Source organism: Streptomyces sp. NPDC048290 (assembly GCF_040652095.1).
Taxonomy (GTDB): Bacteria; Actinomycetota; Actinomycetes; order Streptomycetales; family Streptomycetaceae; genus Streptomyces.
The window spans coordinates 126149-148463 of record NZ_JBEZLM010000019.1; the positions used below are offsets into that span (position 1 = coordinate 126149).

Annotated in this window: 19 protein-coding genes and 6 pseudogenes; 11 read left to right on the forward strand and 14 right to left on the reverse strand. The window is 69.5% G+C overall.

Features of this window, described 5'->3' with window-relative positions; translation table 11 throughout:
- Window positions 1-31: 31 nt before the first annotated feature.
- A pseudogene (locus AB0D49_RS28825) lies at window positions 32-355 on the forward strand (hypothetical protein); the annotation flags it as partial.
- Window positions 356-501: 146 nt separating this feature from the next.
- Here the strand turns inward: AB0D49_RS28825 and AB0D49_RS28830 are convergent.
- A complete protein-coding gene (locus AB0D49_RS28830) occupies window positions 502-654 on the reverse strand; it encodes a hypothetical protein (protein ID WP_362762724.1) in 153 nt (50 codons plus the stop codon).
- Between the two features lie 95 nt (window positions 655-749).
- Between AB0D49_RS28830 and AB0D49_RS28835 the strand changes: the two genes are divergently transcribed.
- The 5 genes and pseudogenes from AB0D49_RS28835 to AB0D49_RS28855 all read left to right on the forward strand — a co-directional run.
- The gene (locus AB0D49_RS28835; RefSeq protein ID WP_362762614.1) at window positions 750-1922 is read left to right on the forward strand and encodes a PP2C family protein-serine/threonine phosphatase; all 1173 of its coding nucleotides are present in this window, start codon (window positions 750-752) and stop codon (window positions 1920-1922) included.
- Between the two features lie 269 nt (window positions 1923-2191).
- The gene (locus AB0D49_RS28840; protein WP_362762616.1) at window positions 2192-3532 is read left to right on the forward strand and encodes a hypothetical protein; all 1341 of its coding nucleotides are present in this window, start codon (window positions 2192-2194) and stop codon (window positions 3530-3532) included.
- A gap of 617 nt (window positions 3533-4149) precedes the next feature.
- Entirely contained in the window at window positions 4150-5793 is a 1644-nt protein-coding gene (locus AB0D49_RS28845) for a histidine decarboxylase (RefSeq protein WP_362762618.1), read from the forward strand.
- A 211-nt stretch (window positions 5794-6004) separates the two neighbouring features.
- Window positions 6005-7240, forward strand: a complete 1236-nt coding sequence (locus AB0D49_RS28850) for a cytochrome P450 (protein ID WP_362762620.1) — start codon at window positions 6005-6007, stop codon at window positions 7238-7240.
- Window positions 7241-7691: 451 nt separating this feature from the next.
- Window positions 7692-7835: pseudogene (locus AB0D49_RS28855) on the forward strand (nitroreductase); the annotation flags it as partial.
- 274 nt (window positions 7836-8109) lie between these two features.
- On the opposite strand, the gene AB0D49_RS28860 reads toward AB0D49_RS28855, so the two are convergent.
- The 3 genes and pseudogenes from AB0D49_RS28860 to AB0D49_RS28870 all read right to left on the reverse strand — a co-directional run bounded on the left by AB0D49_RS28860 (window position 8110) and on the right by AB0D49_RS28870 (window position 11597).
- Window positions 8110-8976 carry a DMT family transporter gene (locus tag AB0D49_RS28860; RefSeq protein ID WP_362762621.1) on the reverse strand — a complete coding sequence of 289 codons (867 nt, stop codon included), beginning with the start codon at window positions 8974-8976 and terminating at the stop codon, window positions 8110-8112.
- Between the two features lie 542 nt (window positions 8977-9518).
- Window positions 9519-9614, reverse strand: a pseudogene (locus AB0D49_RS28865) ((2Fe-2S) ferredoxin domain-containing protein); the annotation flags it as partial.
- 3 nt (window positions 9615-9617) lie between these two features.
- Window positions 9618-11597, reverse strand: a complete 1980-nt coding sequence (locus AB0D49_RS28870; RefSeq protein WP_362762623.1) for a heavy metal translocating P-type ATPase — start codon at window positions 11595-11597, stop codon at window positions 9618-9620.
- A 94-nt stretch (window positions 11598-11691) separates the two neighbouring features.
- On the opposite strand from AB0D49_RS28870, the gene AB0D49_RS28875 reads away from it, so the two are divergent.
- The 3 genes from AB0D49_RS28875 (at window position 11692) to AB0D49_RS28885 (ending at window position 15090) form a co-directional block, all read left to right on the forward strand.
- Window positions 11692-12081, forward strand: coding sequence for a metalloregulator ArsR/SmtB family transcription factor (locus AB0D49_RS28875; protein ID WP_362762625.1), 390 nt, complete (start codon window positions 11692-11694; stop codon window positions 12079-12081).
- A 190-nt stretch (window positions 12082-12271) separates the two neighbouring features.
- The gene (locus tag AB0D49_RS28880; RefSeq protein WP_362762626.1) at window positions 12272-12892 is read left to right on the forward strand and encodes a hypothetical protein; all 621 of its coding nucleotides are present in this window, start codon (window positions 12272-12274) and stop codon (window positions 12890-12892) included.
- Between the two features lie 479 nt (window positions 12893-13371).
- Window positions 13372-15090 carry an enoyl-CoA hydratase-related protein gene (locus tag AB0D49_RS28885; protein WP_362762628.1) on the forward strand — a complete coding sequence of 573 codons (1719 nt, stop codon included), beginning with the start codon at window positions 13372-13374 and terminating at the stop codon, window positions 15088-15090.
- Window positions 15091-15449: 359 nt separating this feature from the next.
- Here the strand turns inward: AB0D49_RS28885 and AB0D49_RS28890 are convergent, their stop codons facing one another.
- The 5 genes and pseudogenes from AB0D49_RS28890 to AB0D49_RS28910 all read right to left on the reverse strand — a co-directional run bounded on the left by AB0D49_RS28890 (window position 15450) and on the right by AB0D49_RS28910 (window position 17267).
- Window positions 15450-15920: an enoyl-CoA hydratase-related protein gene (locus AB0D49_RS28890; protein ID WP_362762630.1), complete on the reverse strand. Its 471-nt coding sequence runs from the start codon at window positions 15918-15920 to the stop codon at window positions 15450-15452.
- Window positions 15862-16224: an antibiotic biosynthesis monooxygenase family protein gene (locus AB0D49_RS28895; protein ID WP_362762631.1), complete on the reverse strand. Its 363-nt coding sequence runs from the start codon at window positions 16222-16224 to the stop codon at window positions 15862-15864. Before AB0D49_RS28895 ends, AB0D49_RS28890 begins: the two co-directional genes overlap by 59 nt.
- A gap of 95 nt (window positions 16225-16319) precedes the next feature.
- A complete protein-coding gene (locus AB0D49_RS28900) occupies window positions 16320-16601 on the reverse strand; it encodes a hypothetical protein (protein ID WP_362762726.1) in 282 nt (93 codons plus the stop codon).
- Window positions 16602-16726: 125 nt separating this feature from the next.
- Window positions 16727-16906: pseudogene (locus AB0D49_RS28905) on the reverse strand (NAD(P)-binding domain-containing protein); the annotation flags it as partial.
- A 19-nt stretch (window positions 16907-16925) separates the two neighbouring features.
- The gene (locus AB0D49_RS28910) at window positions 16926-17267 is read right to left on the reverse strand and encodes a hypothetical protein (protein WP_362762632.1); all 342 of its coding nucleotides are present in this window, start codon (window positions 17265-17267) and stop codon (window positions 16926-16928) included.
- 285 nt (window positions 17268-17552) lie between these two features.
- On the opposite strand from AB0D49_RS28910, the gene AB0D49_RS28915 reads away from it, so the two are divergent.
- The gene (locus tag AB0D49_RS28915; protein WP_362762634.1) at window positions 17553-18161 is read left to right on the forward strand and encodes a TetR family transcriptional regulator; all 609 of its coding nucleotides are present in this window, start codon (window positions 17553-17555) and stop codon (window positions 18159-18161) included.
- A gap of 301 nt (window positions 18162-18462) precedes the next feature.
- Here the strand turns inward: AB0D49_RS28915 and AB0D49_RS28920 are convergent, their stop codons facing one another.
- The 4 genes and pseudogenes from AB0D49_RS28920 to AB0D49_RS28935 form a co-directional block, all read right to left on the reverse strand.
- Entirely contained in the window at window positions 18463-18996 is a 534-nt protein-coding gene (locus tag AB0D49_RS28920) for a hypothetical protein (RefSeq protein WP_362762635.1), read from the reverse strand.
- 34 nt (window positions 18997-19030) lie between these two features.
- A pseudogene (locus AB0D49_RS28925) lies at window positions 19031-19305 on the reverse strand (transposase); the annotation flags it as partial.
- 88 nt (window positions 19306-19393) lie between these two features.
- Window positions 19394-19666, reverse strand: a complete 273-nt coding sequence (locus tag AB0D49_RS28930; RefSeq protein WP_362762637.1) for a transposase — start codon at window positions 19664-19666, stop codon at window positions 19394-19396.
- Window positions 19667-19934: 268 nt separating this feature from the next.
- Window positions 19935-20378, reverse strand: coding sequence for a winged helix-turn-helix domain-containing protein (locus AB0D49_RS28935; protein WP_362762639.1), 444 nt, complete (start codon window positions 20376-20378; stop codon window positions 19935-19937).
- 179 nt (window positions 20379-20557) lie between these two features.
- Here AB0D49_RS28935 and AB0D49_RS28940 point away from each other — a divergent pair.
- Window positions 20558-21252, forward strand: a pseudogene (locus tag AB0D49_RS28940) (IS5 family transposase).
- Between the two features lie 21 nt (window positions 21253-21273).
- Here AB0D49_RS28940 and AB0D49_RS28945 read toward each other — a convergent pair.
- Window positions 21274-21723, reverse strand: coding sequence for a nuclear transport factor 2 family protein (locus AB0D49_RS28945; protein ID WP_362762641.1), 450 nt, complete (start codon window positions 21721-21723; stop codon window positions 21274-21276).
- Window positions 21724-22315 lie beyond the last annotated feature (592 nt).

Here is a 22315-nt window from a genome sequence, read left to right on the forward strand (position 1 = left end):
ACCTCACCCCGCCCCCGCACGCCGACGAGCTGTGCGGCCCCGGCCGCCTCCCGGCCGCCCTCGAAGACCTCGGCGCGACCGAGTCGCGCATGGCATCCACGCCGTCGAGAACCCCCCTGCTGGAACGGTCGGCCGAACGGGACGTCCCGCTGGACGGACGTGTCCTCGACGTCCAACCGAATTCTGGCCGTCGTTCCCGACCCTGCCGGGACCCGCTCCCCGGCTGCTGACCGCCGGAATCCGGTGCTCGCTCGGCGCGGAAGCCCCGCTGATGTTCGGCACCTCGCTCACCGACGAGTACCGGATCGCCCGCCACACGCTCGGACTCGCCGACCACCGGCTCGCGGACATCGCCCGCGTCTCCCTCCACACCGGCGACGCAGCGTCCGGCCTCATCACCACTGACACCGCAGCGAGTACGACCGGTACGCCCTGCCCCATACAGATGGACCGATGGACCGCCCTCTACTCCACCTGGACGCGGCGTCCCCCCTGGGTTCATCACCCGTCCCTGAACGGCTTGAATGCCTCGACGGCGAAACCGCCATCCGTGTCGATCCGGACAAGGTCGCCGAACCGGGTGAGGATCTGCTCCGGGCGCGGGCCGCCCCCGGCCTCGATGGTCCGACCACCACCGGCTGCCCTGCGTGGCACGGCCAGCCATCCTGTGATGGTGTGAGGGGGTGCGCCGTATCCGCAGGCCGGTCGCAGTGGTCGACCGGCACGCACCCCGCAGCAGTGTCCCGTCGGTGCTGAGGCTGCTGCCCTGGGCGGTGATCGGCGCCGCGATCGTCTACGACACGTTCGTCCCGCCCAGCTACACCGCCGCGCCGCTGCTCGCCTCCGCGCCTCTGCTGGCGGCCCCCTTCTACAGTTGGCCCGGCACCCTGGGGATCGGGCTGACTGCGATCGCCGCGCAGATCGGTCTGCACGTGAGCACCGGCTCGCTGGGATCGCCCAGAGCGGACACCGAGACCGCGACCGTCCTGTTCGTCACCGGACTCGCTGTCCTGGTGAACCGCATCATCTTCACCGCGAGCCGACGCCTGGCCTCCGCCCGCCAGACCGCGGCCACCGTCCAGCGCGCCGTCCTGCCGTTGCCGCCCCGGAAGGTCGCGGGGTTCGAGGTCGCCGCCCGTTACGAGCCCGCCGCCACCGAGGCACTGATCGGCGGCGATCTCTACGCCGTCCAGGAAACCCCGTACGGCGTCCGCCTCCTGATCGGCGACGTCCAGGGCAAGGGACTGGACGCGGTCGCTGAAGTCGCCGTCGCCATCGGTGCCTTCCGTGTCATCGCCGACACCGAACCCAGCCTGTGCGCCGCCGCCGACAGCCTTGACCGCACCATCACCCGCGAATCCACCCGCCGCGCAGGCCCCGGGCCCGCCGAATCGTTCATCACCGCGGTGCTCTGCGAGATCCCGCCGGGGCGCCGCACGCTGCGGATCGTCAATCGCGGTCACCCACCGCCCCTGCTCCTGGACCCGGACGGCACGGTCCACGCACTCCAACCCACCCACTACGCCCTGCCGCTCGGCACCCATGACCTCACAGGAGACGGAGACGCGAATGCCGACGGCGGTGGGGGAGGGGACCACACCTACGACACCTCCGACACCTACGACCTCCAGACCCAGGGCTGTCTGCTCCTGCTGTTCACCGACGGTCTGACCGAGGCCCGCGACCGGCAGGGCGTCTTCTACGACCCCGCGCGGCGTCTCGCGGCTCGCCGGTTCACCGGCCCGGACGCTCTCCTGGACCACCTCGTGGCCGATGTCCGCCACCACACCGGCCAAGGCGTCACCGACGACCTCGCGCTCCTCGCCCTCGCCCTGCCATCCCACCCGAGGCCCCCCCGTGACTCCACTACCGGAGCCGTCTTGAGGCGGCCCCGCTCCGCCGCGAGCGAGCCCCGGAGCTGACCGACCCGGGCCCGATACCGCATCCGCCGCCCCTGCTGACAGGCGGACACCAAGCGGACTCCCGGCCTCCACCGACGATGAAGGGATGCACGCGCACAGGGGCGGGCGTAGCGTGGAGAAGGCGGGGGCTCCGCGGATGGACCGTGTCCGTGACAGCGGACGGAATGGCGCCGACGTCCATGTCCGCCCGCTTCCCCCGACGGGCTGTCGCCACACGGCGCCGAACGGGAACGGAACGGTAGGAAGCTCGGGGAGTGCGGGAGCGGGCCATGCGGGCCGTGGAATGGACCAGAGTGACGACGGCCGCCGAACTGTCCGGCGCCCTGGCGAAGAAGGTCTCCGCGATCGAACTGGTGGGAACGGTGTCGGGAATGCCCATGATCACCCTCCCGCCCGGGACCAGGCTGCGCGGCGGAACCCTGGAGTTCGGCGCCCGGGGGATACGCCTGACCAGTGACAACGTCCTTCAGGACATCACGATCCGCTGCCCCGACCACGAGACCGCGATCTGCAACGACACCACCGTGGAAGACCTGGGCACCCTCGCGCTGGAGCGCGTGCGCACCCGGGGACAGGTCCTGCTGCTCGCCGAGGCATCCGTCCGCCTCGGACATGTCCGCGTGGAAGGTCTGACCGTCGAAGCCGCCGATGTCCGGGGACGGGCCGCCCGGCCGCACGGGTTCGGCGTCGACGCCCTCCAGGGCGCCTTCACACTCTGGAACCGGCAGCCCGACGCGGCCGTAGTGATCACCGCCGAACTGCTCGACATCTCCGTGGGCAGCACCGACAGCCCGGTGCGCGGGAGCGGGGTGTTCGTCGGCGGCCACGGTGACCGGGACGGGCACGGCGACGGCGGCATTCTCCGGGTGAGTCTGCTGCGTACTGGGGAGATCCACACGGACGGCGGCATCCCCGAAGGCACCCCGGACCTGATCTCCGGCGGCGTTTTCGTGATCTCCGGTGCCCACGCCGAAAAGGTCCACACGGCCGGTCCGGTCACGACGTACGGGCAGAACGACATGGTCCTCGACAACTGGGGGACCGTCGACTCCTGGGAAGCCGGCGGTCCGATCACCTCCCGAGGACCGAGCGGGATCGGGTTCGTCAACTTCGGCGACCTCCACCAACTCGACGTCCACGCCCCGATCACCACCCACGGCACCGGCGCCCGAGGCTTCAACGTCTACGACGGCAGCCTGCGGCAGGCCCGGTTCGACTCCATCACCACCACAGGGGACGGCGCCATCGGCGTCCAGGTCAGCAAACCGCTGCCGGTCCTGACCATCCGAGGTGACCTCACCACCACCGGCGGCACCGGCACCAGCCTGGTCCGCGGGGTGCAGACACGACTGTCCGCCACCGCGCTGAGCGTCAAGGAGGGCGGGCACATCGGGATTGTGGAGATCGGCGGCCGGATCGCCGCCCGGGGCGACGGGGTGACCACCGTGGAGATCGACGGCGGCCTGGACACCCTCACCGTGGGGGACGGCATCCACGCGGACGGACAGGACGCCGACGCCGTCCACCTCACCAGCGACCACGGACCCGACCTCGACGGCATCGCCGTCACCGCCGCTCACGGACGGACTCTCGTCCGCAACTCCCCCTGAACGCCCCGGCCCGGCTGCCACGGGAGGCGAACGGGAGGCGGTCACGATGACAGACCGGCCGCCACAGTCTTCCGCGGCGGTCCGGGTGCACGAGAAGGCCGTGGACCTGTTCACGCACCCCTTGGGGCGGCGTGCCCCGGAATCACCGACTCCCGACCGCCGCCCCAAGTCACCTACGTGGGCCGCTCGTCCAGAAGGGCGCAGATGCGGCCGTCGGACAATCTCCATGGCGTGAAACCGCTACCCCGAGAACTGCCGAAACGTTGCTCCCAAAGGCACGCCCCGAGGCATCGAAGTAAATATTCTTCACGCGAAATCGCTAGACCGAGGATAAGCATAGACAAGTGAGTAATTAGGGCTCCTTGTCGCACTTACCCTGTGTGTCGCGAGGTCCTGGGGGCGCGGGCATCGGCCACGGTCGTTGTCGCCGCCTCAAACGGCCCGGCATTCCCATGACGGGTTGCTCCGGCAATTCGCTCGTCAGGCTTCATGTCGGCCGTCGATTCTCGCAACGCCTTCACCCCCTCAGAAGCGAGCGTATTCCGAAGCAATTCTCCCTTGACGGTGATTCACCGCCTGAATTCCGCTTCGAAGGATCGCCCAGAATCGGACGTGAAATGACCATCGAACACTCTGACACCCGCCCGGCGGGACTGCCGGCGAACAGCGACTACCGGCTGGGCAGCGTCGCCTACACCGATGAGCAGCGGGGTGCCGTCCTCGCGAAGCTGGAGGGCTATCTCGGCGAACGGCGCGGGCGCTTGCTGGGTTACCAGGTCAACCTGTCGCTCGACGGACACGCCGCTCTCGGCCGGTTCCTGGGCTATCACATCAACAACATCGGGGACCCGTTCGTCGACAGCAACTACAGCCTGCACTCCCGGTGGCTGGAGCGGGCGGTCCTGGAGCACTACGCCGCTCTGTGGCACGCGCCGCTGCCCCAGGACCCGGCCCGCCCGCGCGACGAGGACGGGTGGGGCTATGTCCTGTCGATGGGCAGCACCGAGGGCAACCTCTACGCCATGTGGAACGCGCGGGACTACCTCGACGGCAACGCCCTGGTCCGTGACGAGGTCTCCGGCGACGCCAGCTGTCGTACCAGCTACCTGCGGGCCCAGCACCCCGACGACAACCCCAACGCCTACGCCCCGGTCGCGTTCTTCTCGCAGGAGACCCACTACTCCCACATCAAGGCCATGCGGGTGCTGGACATCCCCACCTTCTACGACCTGGGCGGAAGCCTCTACCCGGGCGAGTGCCCCATCGACGTGAGCGGCACCGGCACACAGACCTACAACGGCTGGCCCCTCGGGGGCGTCCCGACCACCGGCGGTGACGAGGGGCCGGGCACCGTCGACGTCGACGCGCTGGTCGCCCTCGTGGAGTTCTTCGCGGCCAAGGGCCACCCCGTCCTGGTGAACTTCAACATCGGCAGCGTCTTCAAGGGCGCCTACGACGACGTCCAGGGCGCCTGTGAACGTCTGCGCCCGGTGTTCGCGCGGCACGGCCTCGTCGACCGCACCGTGCGCTTCGACCCCGACGACCCCGAGCGCGTCAGCATCCGCAACGGCTACTGGATCCACGTCGACGGAGCCCTCGGCGGCGCCTACGCCCCCTACCTGGAGAAGGCCCGCGACAACGGACTCATCGACAGCGCACCCCCGGTCTTCGACTTCCGGATCCCCGAGGTGTCCTCCATCGTCACCAGCGGCCACAAGTACCCCGGGGCACCCGTCCCCACCGGCATCTACATGTCCCGCGCCGGCTCCAAGCTGCGTCCTCCGTCCGACCCCGCGGTCGTCTCCTCCCCCGACAGCACCTTCGCCGGCTCCCGCAGCGGCTTCGCCTCCCTGGCCATGTGGAACCATCTCGCGCAGTTCAGTGAGGAGCAGCAGGTGCGGCAGGCCGCCGAGGTCCTGCGGATCGCCGAGTACACGGCCGACCGTCTCCGGAACCTCAGCGACCGGCTCAAGGAACGCGGCGAGCCCTGGGCCGAGGACGGCATCGAGGTCGGCCACGGCGAACACGCCCTCAGCGTCTGGTTCCAGCAGCCCTGCGCCGAGATCACGCGCAAGTACTCCCTGGCCTGCGTCCCCCTCAACCTCGGTGGCCGCCGCCACGACTACAGCCACATCTACGTCATGCCCCACGTCACCCAGGAGCTGATCGACGAACTGCTCGACGACCTCTCTCGGCCCGGAGCGTTCGACCGCTCCGACGACAAGGACGCCGAGCGCCCCCCGCTTCCCCACCAACGCTGACCCCGCCGGCGGCAAGCCGGACCGCATCCCGCCCACCTCCCAGCCCCTGTGCCGTGTGTGGGGCACAGGACCGAGGGCCCGACGGACCTCGTGGCCGAGCATGGGGCGCGGTGCGTCCGGAGGTGGGTGGCCGCCGATTGCACGGCGGTCACCCACCTCCGGATTCCAGGAGATCGACGATGACCAGTCGCGCAGCACCTCGGGAGGACGCATGACCTCGTTCCTGGACACGATCACGCCGGAGATGCTCGAGGCAGATCCCTATCCGGTCTACCAGCGGCTTCGACGGGACCACCCGGTGGCCGAGATCCCCGCGCTCGGCTGCTGGCTCGTCACACGCCGACAGGACGTGCGCGAGGTGATGGCCGACAGCCAGACCTTCACCACCAACTATCCATCCGCCATGTCGGAGATCTACGGACCGGGAAACATCCTGTCGAGCAGCGGCGACCGCCACACCCGGTTGCGCGCCGATGTGGAGGAACTCTTCGCACCCGAACGGGCCGGCCTCGCCCGGGAGTACGCCCGCAAGCGCGTCATGGCGCGAGTCACCGGACTGCACGGACGAGCGGACCTCATGGGCGAGGTCCTGCAACCCGTCGCGGCGGAGGTGTTCCGCTGGATGCTGAGCCTTGAGGTCGACAGCGCGAGTCTGCTGCGTATGGCACAGGACCTGTGGCTGGGCATCCTCGCTCCGGCAGACCCCGCCAAGGTCGCGGTGTCCGCCGCCGCCATGAACGAACTCGACGTCATGCTCACCCCCTGGTTCGAGAACCTCGGCCCGGACCCGTCCTCGGCGGTCGCACGATGGCGGCACAACACCCCCGGAAGCGCTTGCCCGCGCGGCGCGACGGAGGTCTTCCCGACGATCCATGTGGTCCTCCCGTCCCTTCCCGAACCGGGGTGGGCCGCGGGAACCCTCCTGGTGGCCCTACTCCGCGACCCCGACCAGCGGCGGCTCGTCCGCGACCACCCGGAGCTCCTCGGCGATGCCGTCCACGAAGTCCTGCGCTGGATGCCACCGTTCGGGCTCGCCGAACGCATGACCACCCGGCCGACGGAGCTGGGCGGCACGCGACTGCCCGCCGGTGCTCAGGTGCTGGCCGCGATCGGCTCCGCCAACCGCGACGAGACGGTGTTCGAGCGCCCCGACACCTTCGATCTCCGCCGCCCACGGCAGCCCCTGGTCTCCTTCGGCCACGGAGAACATGCCTGCCTCGTAAAGGCGTTCATCCCCGCCATCGTGGAAGGCATGGTCGCCGCCATCCTCGACACGCACCCCGGCGTCCGCATCGACCCGTCGGAGCCGCCCCGCGTGGCCGGTTGGGGCGCCCGCTACACCGCACGCCTCCGCGTGGACGGCCTCGGCGACTCCGCGCCCGCGTACACGCCGGGCAGCGGCAGCACACCTGGTCGCGGGGGAGCAGTTGACGCCTTCCATCAGTGAGGCGCCGACAGGGCCGACCACGCACAAGTAGCAAGAGACCCTGGCCTCGACCGGCCTGAACCCCGCCGCCGTTCCACCACACTGACGGCGTGCCCGGATCGGCAGTCCGTCACGTTCCACGCCGAAACCCTGCGCCGGGCCGAGCGGAACGCGCGGCGCGACAGGCCAGTACGGCGGCATCCAGCCCGCGGCGACTGTCCGCTGTCAATGAAGCCAACCGCTCTGCCACCCAACCCAGTCGCATAGCGGTGAGCTTCTGGTGCAGCCGTAGTGGGCAACGCGGCCATGCTGTGTTATCGCGAAAGCAACCCGGCCCGCGCCACTGGGGGGAACACACAACTGCGGGCGACGAGTCGGTGCATGACGTGCATGGAGACTCTCGGCGGCTGACAAGCCTCAGGCGTGCTGTGTTGTGGAATTGCTGACCGAGGCCGACTGGGTTCGGCTGTAGCTGAAGAAGGGTGCGACGGCCAGGGCGCCGACGGGAGCCCCGGGTGGTGAGCGGGAGTATCCGATGCATCCAGCCGAGTTGGTCTCGCCGTATCTGGACCGCTTCTCCGCCGCGACCGCCCAGCGGTACGCGGCACTGGGAATCGGCCTTGAACTCGGAGGCGTTCGGGGCTCAGCCGACGGTCCAGTCGCACCTGGGTGACGGAGGGGCTGGCGAGTGGAGCAGCCAGTGGTCATCGAGTTCCCCACGTGGTGCCATACGCCCCTTCACGACCACGACATGGTTCTTCCACCCGGAGAGTCCTCAGAGTCGTTGGATTCCTGTCCGCGAGGGTGCTCGGGCCGTGGACGGACCCGCTGGCCCGAGCACCCCGCTCAATGCCTCGCAGGAGAGGCAGCGATGGACAGGTAGGGGATGGTCATGGTGTGGCGTTCGTCCTGGTCGGAGCCTGCTGGATGCCGATCGAGACCAGGACGAGGAAGGCGCCGAGAAGCTGCGCCCCACCCAGGCGATCATGGCCGAGTAGCACCGCGAGCAGCGTGGCAGTGAGTGGTTCGAGGAGGACTGCGACGATTCCGGCGGCTGCACCGGCGCGCTGCAAGCCCGCGAAGTAGCTGGTGTAGGCGACGGCGGTGGGCACCAACCCGAGGAACACCACAGCGCCGACCACGTCAGTCCGGAGTGGCAGCTCCATCCCGGACGCCAGGCTGGCGGGCAACAGCAGCAGGCCCCCCGTCAGGAAGCCCAGACCGGTCGCGGCGTCCAGGTCCAGGCCAGGCAGCGGCGTTCGGCGGTCCAGTGTGAGCACGGCGAACCCCAGCGCGGCGAGCAGCGCCAAGCCCGCTCCTGTAGTGATGTCGCCACTCGTGCTGGTCGGGGAATCGAGCAGCAGCATCAGTCCGCTGACAGCGACCACGATCGATCCGGCCGCACGGAGAGTGGGCGGACGCCGGTCGAGGGCGGAGGAGCCGACGGTGACCAGGACGGGGATCGAGACCATCGTGGTCAGTGTCGCCAGGCTGACTGAAGTGGCCTCCACTGCCGCGAAGTACGCGGTCTGATACGCGGCCAGCAGTACGCCAGTGGCAGCCACCCGGGCCGCTGCCGCGCGTGTGCGTGGCACCATCCTGAGCCTGCCCGCGGCCCAGGCGTAGGCGGTGATGAGGGCGCCGCCGACCAGCAGCCGGTACGCGGCGACGGCGACCGGCTGTAGCCCAGTACGGGAGGCGAGGTGTGCGCCGGCGAGGCCGCCGGTGCCCCACAGCAGTCCGGCGAGGATCAGCAAGGCAGTGCCTGACCGCGGGATGCGGGCAAGGGTGGGTGACGAGCGTGTGGGCATGGAAAAGCTCCGGCTTCGACGTGGATGAAGGGCATCGTCGGAGCGGGGGCCAGCAGCGGATCATCGGCGGCTCACAGGCCACGCCGAACTGGGGCCGCGGCCGTATGCGTCGGCCGGGCCCTGGCAGCGCCCCGCTCAGGAGCGGGTCGGCGGGCAGATGATCCGGTGAGAATGCACGGCACGTAGCCTAGTTGGGCCTGCCTGGCTGCCCTGGTTCTTTTGGGCTGCGGCCCTGGTGGTTCTTCAGCGCTGAGCCCTGGCCTCAAAGGCATTGACGCGGTTCTCGTACTCGCGGCGAGCCTTGCGCTGCGAGGTTCCGGGGCCATGGTCGAGCGGCTGGCAGAGTGCGAGGAGCTGGCGGTGGACTGCGGGAGTGCAGCCCCGGCCGCGCGGTACGGTCACCCCTGGTCGGGCGCGGCCCGCTCGGCGGATTCCAGTGCGCGGGTGCGGAGGAAGTCGGCGGCTTTGCCCGGCATATCGAGGTCGCGGAGCCCGGCGGTGTGGTCGAGTCCCGGGACTTTGGGGGTGCCGCAGCCGCGGCAGACGGTGACGGTGGGTCCTGCCGCTCCTGGGGCGGGTGCGTCGGTTCACGTGGTGTCCTGGGTGGGGTGGGGCCAGGCGGCTTCGCGCAGGAGGCGAAGGCCGTTGAGGGCGACGATGACGGTGGAGCCCTCGTGGCCGGCGACGCCGAGGGGCAGGGGGAGGGTGGCGAGGAGGTCCCAGGCGACGAGGACGGTGATGAACGTCCCGGCGATGACCAGGTTCTGGATGACGAGACGGCGGGCGGTGCGGGAGAGCTGGACGATGGCCGGGACGGTGGCGAGTTCGTCGCGGACCACGACGGCGTCGGCGGTCTCCAGGGCGAGATCGGAACCGGCCTTGCCCATAGCGATGCCGGAGTGGGCGGCGGCCAGGGCGGGGGCGTCGTTGACGCCGTCACCGACGACCAGCACCTTGCGGCCCTGGGCTTCCCACTGCTGGACGGCGGCGGACTTGTCCTGGGGCAGCAGGTTGGCGCGGACGTCGGTGATGCCGACCTCGGCGGCCAGGTGCCGGGCGGCAGGTTCGTTGTCGCCGGTCAGCAGGATCGGCGTACGGCCGGTCAGGCGGGTGAGGGCGGCGACGGTGGCCGCCGCGTCGCTCCGTACCCGGTCGGCGATCCCGAGGACACCCACCGGTGTTCCGTCGCGCAGGACGACGACCGCGGTCCGCCCGGCTTCCTCCAGCTCGGCCACCACGGCCCGGTGTTCCGCGCGGGCGGCATCGTCCAGCAGCCGCGCGGAGGCTCCGACGGTGACGGTGCGGCCGTCGACGGTGGCGGTGACGCCCTGGCCGGGGGCGGAGGTGAAGCCGTCGGCGTCGGCCAGGGGGAGGTGGCGTTCGCGGGCGGCGGTGACGACGGCGCGGGCGAGGGGATGTTCGCTGGGGTGCTCGGCGGCGGCGGTCAGGGCCAGGAGGCCGTTGTCGTCCAGGCCGCTGCCGGGCAAGGGGCGGAGGTCGGTGACGTGGGGGGTGCCTTCGGTGAGGGTGCCGGTCTTGTCCAGGGCGACGGTGTCGATCTGGCCGAGGCGTTCCATGACGACGGCGGACTTGGCGAGCACGCCGTGGCGTCCGGCGTTGGCGATGGCGGACAGCAGCGGGGGCATGGTGGAGAGGACCACCGCGCACGGCGAGGCGACGATCATGAAGGTCATGGCCCGCAGCAGGGCGGACTGGAGGTTGTCGCCGAAGGCGAGCGGGACGGCGAAGACGGAGAGGGTCGCCAGGACCATGCCGACCGAGTAGCGCTGTTCGATCTTCTCGATGAACAACTGGGTGGGGGCCTTGGTCGCGGAGGCTTCCTCGACCATCCTCACGATCCGGGCGATCACCGAGTCGGACGGGTCCCGCTCCACCCGTACGCGCAGGGCGCCGGTGCCGTTGACGGTGCCGGCAAACACCTCGTCCCCCTCCTGTCTGGGAACGGGCAGCGGCTCACCGGTGATGGTGGCCTGGTCCACGTCACTGGCCCCCTCGATCACCCGCCCGTCCGCGCCGACCCGCTCACCGGGGCGGACCAGGACGAGGTCCCCGACCACCAGGCGTTCGGCGTCCACGGTCTCCTCGTCGCCTCCCGGCAGCAGGCGGGTGGCGGTGGTGGGGGCGAGGTCGAGCAGTCCGCGCACGGAGTCCGCGGTCCGCGCGGTCGCGACGGCCTCCAGGGCGCCGGAGGTGGCGAAGATGACGATCAGCAGGGCACCGTCGAGGACCTGGCCGATCGCGGCGGCCCCGAGCGCCGCCACGACCATCAGCAGGTCCACGTCCAGCGTCTTGTCCTTGAGAGCCTTCAGCCCTTCCCACCCGGGCTCCCACCCGCCGGTGACGTACGTCGCGGCGAACAGCGTCCCCCACAGCCATCCCGGGCCGTCCAGCAGATGGACCGGGAGGGCGAGAAGGAACAGCACCAGGGCGGCGAGCGCCCAGCGGGCCTCGGGCAGCGCGAGCAGCCGGGTGCGACGCCGGGGCGGCACCGGACGCGGCGCGTCGGCGGGCGGCGCGGACCGCTGATCCAGAACATCAGAAGACATGGCGAAGCAACCCTTCACGGGCGAGGTGGGCCGACACCTCCACCGTACAGGAACATCTGAACAGGTCTTCAGGTGTCGCGGTTAGGATGGGGCCATGGGCCATGGACGCGACACCACCAGCACCGCCAGTGCCCGCGAGCGCCTCGACGCGGTCGGCACCGCCGACGTCGCCGCCACCCTCCAGGCCCTCGCCACACCCTCCCGGCTCTACATCCTCGCCCGCCTCCAGGAAGGCCCCTGCTCGGTCGGCGACCTCGCCGAAGCCGTCGGCATGGAACCCTCCGCCTGCTCCCACCAGCTCCGGCTCCTGCGCAACCTCGGCCTGGTCACCGGCGAACGCCAGGGCCGCTCCATCGTCTACTCCCTCTACGACGACCACGTCGCGGAACTCCTCGACCAGGCCCTCTACCACGTCGAACACCTCCGCCTCGGCCTCCACGACAGCCCCGCCCGCACGACCGGCCCGACCACCGGCGGGCACTGAGAACCGGCCCGCGGGCGGGCCCTGCGAACGAGGAACCGGGCGAACCTGGTCCCGCCGGGATGCCCGGCCTCAGCCGCTCACACCGGTCCGGGCACCGCGGGGCTGAGTGCGGCTGGTGACCGGGGGTGATGTCGGCCCCGGCCACCAGCCGACGTATGGTGCGACTCGCGCGTGAGAAGGAGAAGATGTGATGTTCGGCTACTGGTTGGCGGTCCTGCGGTGGCTTGCCCTGCCCGCTCTGGCGGTGGGGGTTTTGTGCGGGGGTGCGATGGCCGCCGTCATGCTCGTTGGGGACGGTGCCCCGTGGGGCGAGGCCCTTGGGTCGGCGGCGGGCGCGGGTGCCGCCGCTGCGCTCGCCCTCGCTCTCGTGCTGTCCACGGTGGACACGGCTGGCGCGGCCCGGACCGCCCGGCGTTACGGCCTCGTTCTCGGCCCCGAGGCCGTGGGACTGCCGTACGTCCGGGAGGTGCGCGTGCCCGGCGTCGGGAAGCGGACCGCCTACCAGCTCACCGACAGTGTGCGGCACGCGGTGGAGCGCACCCCGGCGCTGCGGCTCGACGAGGTCACCGCCTTCGGACACGGCAAGCTCGACCTGGCCCTGCGGGGGCCCTCGGGGACGGGGATCACCGCCCGCGTCCGTGTCGACGTCGGACCGGAGGGGGCCGTCGCCGTGGTGGAGACCAGCCCCGCCGCCTCGTACAAGCGCCTGGACGGGGCGGGCTGCTGGGCCGTCGGTCAGGTCCTGGCCCGGCGCGTCGAGGACGCGCTGCGCGCCGAGGTTGAGCAGCCCGATGCCGTTGGCGGACAGTGACTCCCTGACGGCGCGGACCGGCTCTCTGCCATCGGGGCGGCGGTAGACACGGGTCGTTCCGCTGCGAGCGGCGGACCGTCCCGCCGGGTCGGGCTGAGCGGCCTGACGGCGTCCGTGACGCTCGCGGCCCGGGGTGCCGGACGGGCGCGGCGGCGCACAGGTGCCCGCTCCGGCCCCCTCCCGGAGCAGGCGGCACTCCGGCCGGTCAGGGTGCTCCCGCCTGCCACGGCCGATGGCCGCCGGAGTCAACGGGGTACGGCCCGGCGGCCGTTCCCCACCAGCGTTCTCCCTCAGCGGTCCCATCCCCAGGACCCCTTCCGCCCCCGCGCGCCCCGCCGGGGCGGACCGTTCCCGCCGGACCTCCGATGCCCCCAACCGTGTGCCGCCGGAAAGTGGGGTGAACCGGGACCGGTGGGACGGTCGTTTCCCCGGATAGACGCGCCACACGGCGCGTCGAACGGCCGGAGGAGACGGATCCCATGCACGTTCTGCTGCTCGCCAGTGCCTTCAACAGCCTCACCCAGCGGACGCACACCGCCCTGCGCGAGCGGGGGCACTGGGTGGCCGTCCACATCGCCGAAGGACCCGACAGCGCGCAGGGGATGCGGGAGGCCGTCCGTGCCGCCGATCCCGATCTGATCCTCGCGCCCATGCTCACCGTGCCCGTGCCCGACGACATCTGGCAGGACCGACGGGTCCTCATCGTCCATCCCGGTCCGCCCGGCGACCGGGGACCGTCCTCGCTGGACTGGGCGCTCCACGAGTCCGCGCAGACCTGGGGCGTAACGGTCCTCCAGGCCGACAAGGACATGGACGCCGGTGACATCTGGGCGCACGCTTCGTTCGAGGTCGGCGCGTGCGGCAAGAGCGAGCTGTACCGGGGCGCCGCGGCGGACGCCGCGCTGGAGGCGATCCTCCTCGCCGTCGCCCGCTTCGCCCGCGGCGACTACGAGCCCGTCCCGCTGGACTACGGCGACCCCGCCGTGCAGGGCCGCCTCCGGCCGTACCACGGGCAGGCGTTCCGCGCCGTGGACTGGACCGCCGACGACACCGCGACCGTCCTGCGCAAGCTGCGCACGGCCGACTCACAGCCCGGCGTCCTCGACGAACTCTTCGGCCAGGAGTACTACCTCCACGGCGGCCACGCCGAGGAACGCCTGAGCGGTGCCCCCGGCGAGATCGTCGCCACCCGGGACGGAGCCGTCTGCCGCGCCACCACCGACGGCGCGGTGTGGATTCCCCAGCTGCGCCGGCGGCGCACCCCGGGCGGACCGGCGACGTGGAAGCTGCCGGCCACCACGGTACTCGGCGACAAGGTCGCGGGCGTCCCGGAGTTCCCGCTCCCCGACGACGGCGAGGGCTGGTCCGAGATCCGCTACGAGGAGAACGGCCGCGTGGGCCGTGTCACCTTCGCCTTCCCCGGCGGCGCCATGAGCACCGACCAGTGCCGACGCCTGCTGGCGGCCTACCAGGAGGCCCGCACCCGTCCGACGGACGTCCTCCTCCTCGGGCCGCGCACGGACTTCTTCTCGAACGGCATCCACCTCGGCGTCATCGAAGCGGCCACCGACCCCGCGGCCGAGGCATGGGCGAACATCAACGCCATGGACGACCTGGCCGAGGCCGTCCTCACCACCACGGACCGGCTCACCGTCGCGACCCTCCCCGGCAACGCCGCCGCCGGGGGCCTGATGCTCGCCCTCGCCGCCGACGAGGTCTGGTGCCGGGAGGCGTCCGTCCTGAACCCCCACTACCGGCTGATGGGGCTCCACGGCTCCGAGTACTGGACGTACTCCCTTCCGCGGCGCGTCGGAGCCCAGGAGGCGGCGCGGCTCACTGAGGAGGCCCTCCCGGTGGGCGCGGCCGAGGCCCGCAGGATCGGTCTCGTCGACCACGCGGTGCCCGGCACGGTCGCCCAGTTCGACGCGTGGGTGGAGCGCGGCGCCGCCCAGCTCGCCGGGTCCCCGCTCCACGCCGAACGGCTCCGCGCGAAGCGGGCCCGTCGCGAGGCGGACGAGGCGGACCGCCCGCTCGCCTCGTACCGGGAGGACGAACTGCGGCACATGAAGCGCAACTTCTACGAGCCGGGCGAGCCCCATCCGGCCCTGCGCTCGGCGTTCGTCCGGCGCGCCAAGGGCACCGGCACACCCGAACACATCGCGGGCTGGCTCCCGCCCCTGACCCAGCCGACCGACTGACCAGCCTGACCGGGCGCCTGCATGACGCCCTCGGCCAGGGACCAGAACGGGTCACCCCGATATACCACTCGGTGTACTCCGAGGGCGAAGCCGGCCTTGTGCACGTGTTCACCCCGGCGACGGTCAGCGCCTTCCTCCGCAGTGTGAAGGGCGGGACCTTCGACCACCCGCCGCGAACCGTCTGACCCGCACAGAACCGGGAGGCTGCGCCAGGGGGCAGCCTCCCGGTTCTGTGCCTGCGGGCCGACGCCAAGCGCGGGCCCGGCCGCCCAGGCACGCCGCCGCATCGACCCTGAGGGGTCAGTCAGGTGACCCATTGAGCGAGCATGATGTGCACGGTTGCCCGGCTACGGCCGATGTCAAGCCAGGCGTTGCACACCGCCCGCCAGTCGTGTCATGCCGGAGCCCGATTCAACCCAAGTGAACGAGGCGGCCCCGGCGGCAAGGACCACATCAGCCCGGAGAAGCAATTCGTAGTGCCCGCCAACCACCTGACCCTGAACAGCCGCGACAACCGGTATACGCAGGGCCTCGATAGCCGCATACGCCTGGTTTGACTTCCGCGATGAAGGTTCGCAACCAGCTCTCGTTGGCGAACGCCCGCCCGAGCCGGCTTCTCGGCGGGTCCCGGAGGACGATGATCCCGGTGTTTCACTGACGTTCGAACTCGACGCTCTCCATATCACCCTCCTGATGCGTCCGTTGTAGGCCCTGATCCGACTTGCGCGGTCCTCTTCGTGCCGACTGACGGGGCAGTGGTGCCATGACGGCCTACTGCGCGAGTGTGACCCCACCGGGCGGGTCACCCGGGCCCTGCGAGGCGACCACATAGCGCTGTCCCTGCCGATCAAGGATGCGTACCGAGTCCCTGACCTTGCGCAGTGCTTCCGCGAAGGCCGGGGAGCGGTCGTGCTCATCGAGCGCCGCTTGGTCGCGGAACCCTTCAGAGAGATGGAAGGTGTTGGGATCCGTGATGTCCTGGGCGAAGACGTAGTAGACGACCCCCGGGATCTGGGCTTCGACCGCCAGGTGCGGGGTCACTGCGTCGATGAACTTCTGCCGGTCTTCCGGATGTACGCGGTAGTACGTGCTGTACACAATGCGGGTGGGCTGGTCCTTGTTCTGGGCGATCATCACTTTCTCCTTGTGTTCGTTTGCGCATCAGCGCTCACGCGGCGCGTCCATGGTGGCGCTCACGCGCGGGGATGTTGCCGCACCTCCTGGTGGTCCTACGGCTGCGACTGCTGGAGGGCGTGCGGGCCGCCGAGCTGCATAGGGCGTCCGCCCTCGTGAAGTGATCCGAGGTCGATAGGAGCGAAGCCGAAGTCATCCGCGAGATCGGAGACGGTGGCGTTGGCGTTGGCGTCGGTGTCGTCGTCGGCGAGGAAGTGGATCTGGCGGCCCGCCGCGTGGCGGTGATCAGCGGCAATGTAGGGGCCGTAGAGCGTGTTGAACGCCTTGACGACACGCGCGCCCGGCATGAGGGCAGCTGTGAACTCGCTTCCGGACATCGTGCCGAGGCTGGCCACCACCGGGTGCGGGGGCAGGCTGAGGAACTGGTTGGTGCGGCCTTGAGGGACGGCAGCCCGGCCACGACGGTGGGTATGCGGGTCCAGCCGACCGCGAGGATGACGATGTCGACGGCGGCAGCCTCCTCCGGCGTGCCCGCTCGGGCCAGCGGCCCCAGCCGGTCGGTGAGGGAGGCCAGGGAAGCGGGACCGCGCCGGTTGCTCACTACGACCTCGTGGCCGTGGGCGAGGGCATGGCGGGCGATGGCCTGGGCGACCGTGCCGGCACCGATGGTTCCGATCTCCATGGCACATCCTTTCGCGGTGTCAGGAAGGGCTGGTGGGCAGTACCGTTCCCGTCCTGCCTGGGCGACTGATGTGGTCGATTGCTGCCCCGCTGAAGCCCGCCAGGCCGTAGCGCGCGGCGACGCCGAGGAGCGCCGGTTCGTCCACCGAGAGGCGGGTGGCGTGGCCGATGTCGTCAGCGCGCTCGTCGGGTGTACGGCTCGTCCACTGGCCGATAGAAACGCCCCGCACGGTCAGGCCAGAGGTGGTCAGCGGCAGCGACTTGTTGAGCGCTGTGCTCCCAGAGCCCAGGTGCCCGAAGGTGATCAACCGGCCCGTGTCGACGAGCACCCCGATCAGGCCGGTCGTGAGCGAGCCGCCCACTGCGTCCGGAAGAAGCCAGGCCCCGTAGGAGGCGCACTCCGCACCCCCATGAGATCGCCGCAGTGCACCGGGCGGATCGGAACCCGCACCAGCACGTGTCCGGAAGGAGGCTTGCCAGGTACGGGCAGCTCTGCGAGGCGAAGCACCTGCCGAGGCTCGCCGAACTCGGTGTGGAGGATGGCGCGCGGCACAGCCCAGTCCTTTGATGTCGAGTGTCATTGAAACTGTCTACTACGATGAGAGTCGTCATCAAAGATGTCAAGCCGACGGCCAAGGAGGGCCCAGATGCCTCGGATCACCCAGGAGGAGAAGGCGCACAACCGCGAGATCATCCTCGAAGCAGCCGGCCGTCTGTTCCGCTCACGAGGAGTCAAGGCGGTCGGCATCGCCGAGCTGATGAACGACGCCGGACTCACCCACGGCGGCTTCTACAACCACTTCGCCTCGAAGAACGAGCTTGTCGCCGAGGTGTGTGCGGCCTCCTTCCTCACCTCCCTCGCCAGCCTTGCCCAGACGGTGGAGGAGGGGGACCGCGAAGGCGCCTCACCGCTCCAACGCATCGTCACCGAGTACTTGTCGACCCGGCACCGGGACGCCCCGGACGGAGGCTGCCCGTCCTCCTCCCTGGCCGCCGACGCCGCACGCGACAACGCCGCCGTTCAGAACGCATACGCCCACGGAGTCGAGGGATACCTCACCGGTTTCGCATCTGAACTTTTGCGAGAGGCACACGAAAAAGGTGCTGCCCTGGAGCCCCGGGAGGCACACCGCCGGGCGATCGGTCTGCTCAGTGAAATGGTCGGTGCCTTGATTCTCGCCCGCGCGGTGGGGCAGGCCGACCCCGATCTCTCGGAGGAGATCCTGTATGCCGCCCGGGAGGACGCGCTGAGGTGAGGTAGTCAGAGCTTAGGCGGGAGCGGCTGCTTGGAGAAAGGCATACCGGAGCAATGCCCGTCCCAGGGTGCCACGGTCGTACAAAACGATGGTTCCTGGTGTCTCCGGCGTGTAGGCGGAGGCCGCAAGTCGTGGGTTACTCAGCCAAAACCGAAAGATCCCATGAGCTGGGGAGCTGCGTACGGTGAAATGTCCGCCAATGCGGCATTCGATAATGGATTTTACGGGGCAGGATCGGCAAGTCTGAGAGCCTACCCGGGAGCCTGCTGAGGTTGATCCGCCCTAGGCAGTGTCCGGCGGATCAGGGACGGACCGGGAGGCGGTGAGCCGGGGATGAGCCGTCGGCGGGGATGGAGCCGCGCGTCCCCAGGATCTCGCCTGTGTCGGCGAACTCCCAGCGGGTCGCATGCTTCCCGTCCTTGAACGGCCATTCGACGCGGACGACAGGGCGGCACAACAGGCTCTCGAACCAGCCGGCGCACCGCTCCGCGAGCTCCTCGACCGTGCCGGAGGCCCGGAAGAAGCCATGCTCGGGCGACTCGTGAAGGTTGAAGAGCTGGTCGCAGACTCTCCCGGCCAGCACGTGTGTGCCGTAAAAGTGCACGGCCCACTCGGCGAGCACCAGTCGGCGCGCCTCATCGAGAAGGCTGATATGGACGAGGAACGACGACTCGTCCTCAGGCCGTCCGACCTGGCTGGGAGCCCACGGCACCTGCCAATCAGCGGCCCGGGTTCGCAGGGCTGCCAGGAAGGCGAGTTCGGCCTCGTCGAAGTCCCAGGGCTCCTCGCCGTACTCCTCCGGGTCCTCGACCTCGAACCAGCTGTTGGCGTCCACAGGGAGACTCTAGAGCCACAGGGTGCCTCGCAGATCACAGGCGGAGCCATAGGCGGATTGCTGCGGTGGTGACGGTGCCGTGGAAGACGTAGGCCCGCTTGTCGAGCGGGTGGCGACGGCCCGGGAGTTCTTCAGCCGATTGATGGTGCGCTCGACCTCGTCGCGGCGTTTGTAGATCTCGCTGTCGAAGCTGGTGGGTCGGCCGCCCTTGCTGCCCCGTCGTCTGCGGTTGGCCCGCTGGTCCCTCAGTTCGGGGATGGTGTGCTTGATCTGGCGTCTTCGCAGGTAGCGGCGGTTGCGGCGTGAGCTGTCACATGATCCGCCGGACACTGCCTAGTGCTCAGTGAGTATGAGGGGTGCGAGCCATCGCATCCCTCACGGCGATCTGATCCAACTATTACTGATCTTTTCGTTGGTTCGGTGGGTGTGGTGGGTGGATGGTGAGTCCGGTGTGGGTGAGGAATGGCCAGGGGAGTTGTGGGGTGGTGTTGATGCGGTGGATGCCTTGTTCGGTGGCGTCGGCGACATCGGCGAGGTGGTTGTCGGCAGGGTTGGCGAGTTCACGTTTCTTGAGGGAGGACCACAGCAGTTCCACTGGGTTCAGCTGGGGCGCGTAGGCGGGTAATCGCTCCAGGGTGAGCCAGTCCTGCTCGGCGACCCGGGCCCGCATGGCCCGGCTCCAGTGGGCACCTTCGTCTGCTCCAGGACCTCGATGAGTCCCGGGGTGTCGTAGCTGCCGGGCTTGAGATGGAAACACAGTCGTGGCCCGCGTTCGGGGTCGGTGCAGTGGTAGCCGAGTGCGCCGGTCGTCGACGCCCGCTTCCAGTTCAGGCGGTGCCGAAGGAGCGGGGTCCGTCCTCGGGGCGCGTAGGTGTGACGGACCTGCGGCAGTAGCGAGACACCTGATTCGTCGAGGAACACGGTCCAGGCACGTGTGTTCACCGCCCCCCTTTTTTGATCCGCGGCCACTCATGCGCGGCCCAGCGGGCGATCTCGGACTCGTCCCGCTCGACCGCCCGCCGCTCGGGCCGCTGCAGACTCCACCCCGGCCGGTCGGTCAGCAGCCTCCACACCGACGTCCTCGACAGGACCACCCCCGTCTCCCGCTCCACGACGGCGCCGACCCGCTCCAGGGTCCACAGGTCAGCCTCGAAACCGTGAGCCTGGGCCCCTCGCTCCAACGCGACCCGGACCACCTCGACCTGGGAGTCGTCCAGCTTGGGCGGACGACCCGTCGCCGCCCGCCGCCGCAACGCGGAAGCACCGCCTTCCTCCCACACCCGGCGCCAACGCCGCACGCTCTGCGGACACACCCCCACCGCCCGCGCGATCTCCGTATTCGAGACACCCTCCTCGAACAACCCCACCGCCCGGACACGCATCGCCTCCGCCAACTGAGGCCGCGACAACGGCGGAAGAGGAGAACCGACGGCCGGGGAAACAGGTGGATAGGCCACCCCGACAGCCTCCCGCTCACACGACCACCACACCCACCGCACTAACGAAAAGATCAGTAGGGCCTGCTGCAAAAGTGGATCTTGCTCGGTGATGATCGGGCGTTGTGGCGCGTAGAGATCTGACAGACGCACAGTGGGCCAGGCTGGAGCCGCTGTTGCCCAGGGGGAAGAAGCAGGGGAGGCCGCCGATATGGACAAGGCGGCAGCTCATCGACGGGATACGGTGGCGGACGCGGGCGGGAACGCCGTGGCGGGATGTGCCGGAACGGTACGGTCCATGAAGGAACCGCCCGGAGGCGTCGACACCGAGCCCCACGACCACGGGCTGGGACGTTCCCGCGGCGGCCTGGCCACGAAAGTCCACCTCGCAGCCGAGCAGGGCCAGAAGCCGCTGTCGTTGCACATCACTGCCGGACACCGGCACGACAGCCCGTACTTTCGGCCGGTCCTGGAGAAGATCCGGGTTCCCCGCCTCGGGCCCGGTCAGCCGCGCACCAGGCCCGATAAGGTCCGGGGCGACAAGGCTTATGGTTCCCGCGCGAACCGCGCCTACCTGAGCAGACGCCGGATCTCCTGCACTATTCCGGAGAAGACGGACCAGGTCCGCAATCGCAAGAACCTCGGCTCCCGCAGAGGCAGACAGCCGGAGTTCGACCAGGAAGACTACAAGCAGCGTCACACAGTGGAGTACGGCATCAATCGCCTCAAAAGACACCGCGCAGTGGCAACACGGTACGACAAGCTCGCGGTCCGCTATGAGGCAACCGTGCTGGTCGCAACCATCAACGAGTGGCTGTGACCAGCGGACTCACCGTCCACGTCAGCCGCTCGCGCTCGGCTCTGCGCAGGCGTCGGCGATGACCCGTGTGTCCCAGTAGAACGGACGGATCTCGGTGATCCTCCCGTCCTTGACCGTGATCGTCTGAAGGATCGGAAAGGAGAGTTCGCGGCCTGTCGCACGAGCACGAGCACGGACCTGGGTGAGCACTACCGCAGTCTCACCAGTGGCGAGGAACTCTTGCTTCACCATGTCGAATGACTCCCAAACAGCACCCATCGTGAGGAAGAACCGAGTCATGCCCGAGTGTCCGCGCCAGGTGCCGCCATAGGGCAGAGCATCGGCTTGATGCAACACGACATCCGGCGCAAAGAAGGGGGCGAGCAGGTCGAATGAAGCCTCGCCAGGGCCTCCGGCCGCCAGGTACTTCGCCTCAGCCGCATACATGCCGGTGAGGACCGTAACCGAGTCTGTAGTGGATGAAATCGTCATGGTGCCAGTGTGATCAGTAGGGGCAGACCACGCTGGCGGAAATCAGACATCGATGTCCCCGCAGAGTGCCAGCACTTTCCCAACAGGCCCTACTACTCGGTCTCCTAGGAAGTTTAATGAGCCCTGAGAAGTCTGAAACTCTTCAGCGCGTGTCCTACAGAATTTTCTCATGGTTCGCAACGCTTGCCTTTGGGGTGCTGGCTGCGGGCCTGGCGATCAGTCAGATGAACGGGCTTTCGGGAGGGCCGGCCGCCGGAATCGCCGCATGTTGCGGAACTATTGCATTGGCGCGAAGGATCTTGGGAGCGCGGATTCTAATGAAAGGCCCTTACGTAATCGTGGTCAATCCGATTTTCACCTATACGATCCCTGTCGGAGTCATATCAGGAGTTGGGATAGAGGAAAGCGGAGGTCTCGTTATTTCCGTGCACGGCTCTGGCGAGGTACTGCCGAGTGCGTACGCGGGTTCACTTCTCGACGGCTTCGTGGGGTCCTCCGTACGTGCTTCGGAGCGAGTGCAATCTCATCTTCGGCGTACTCAGACCGGGACTATTCAAGGTGGAATAGTGAAACGCGTCACGTATTCTTGGAT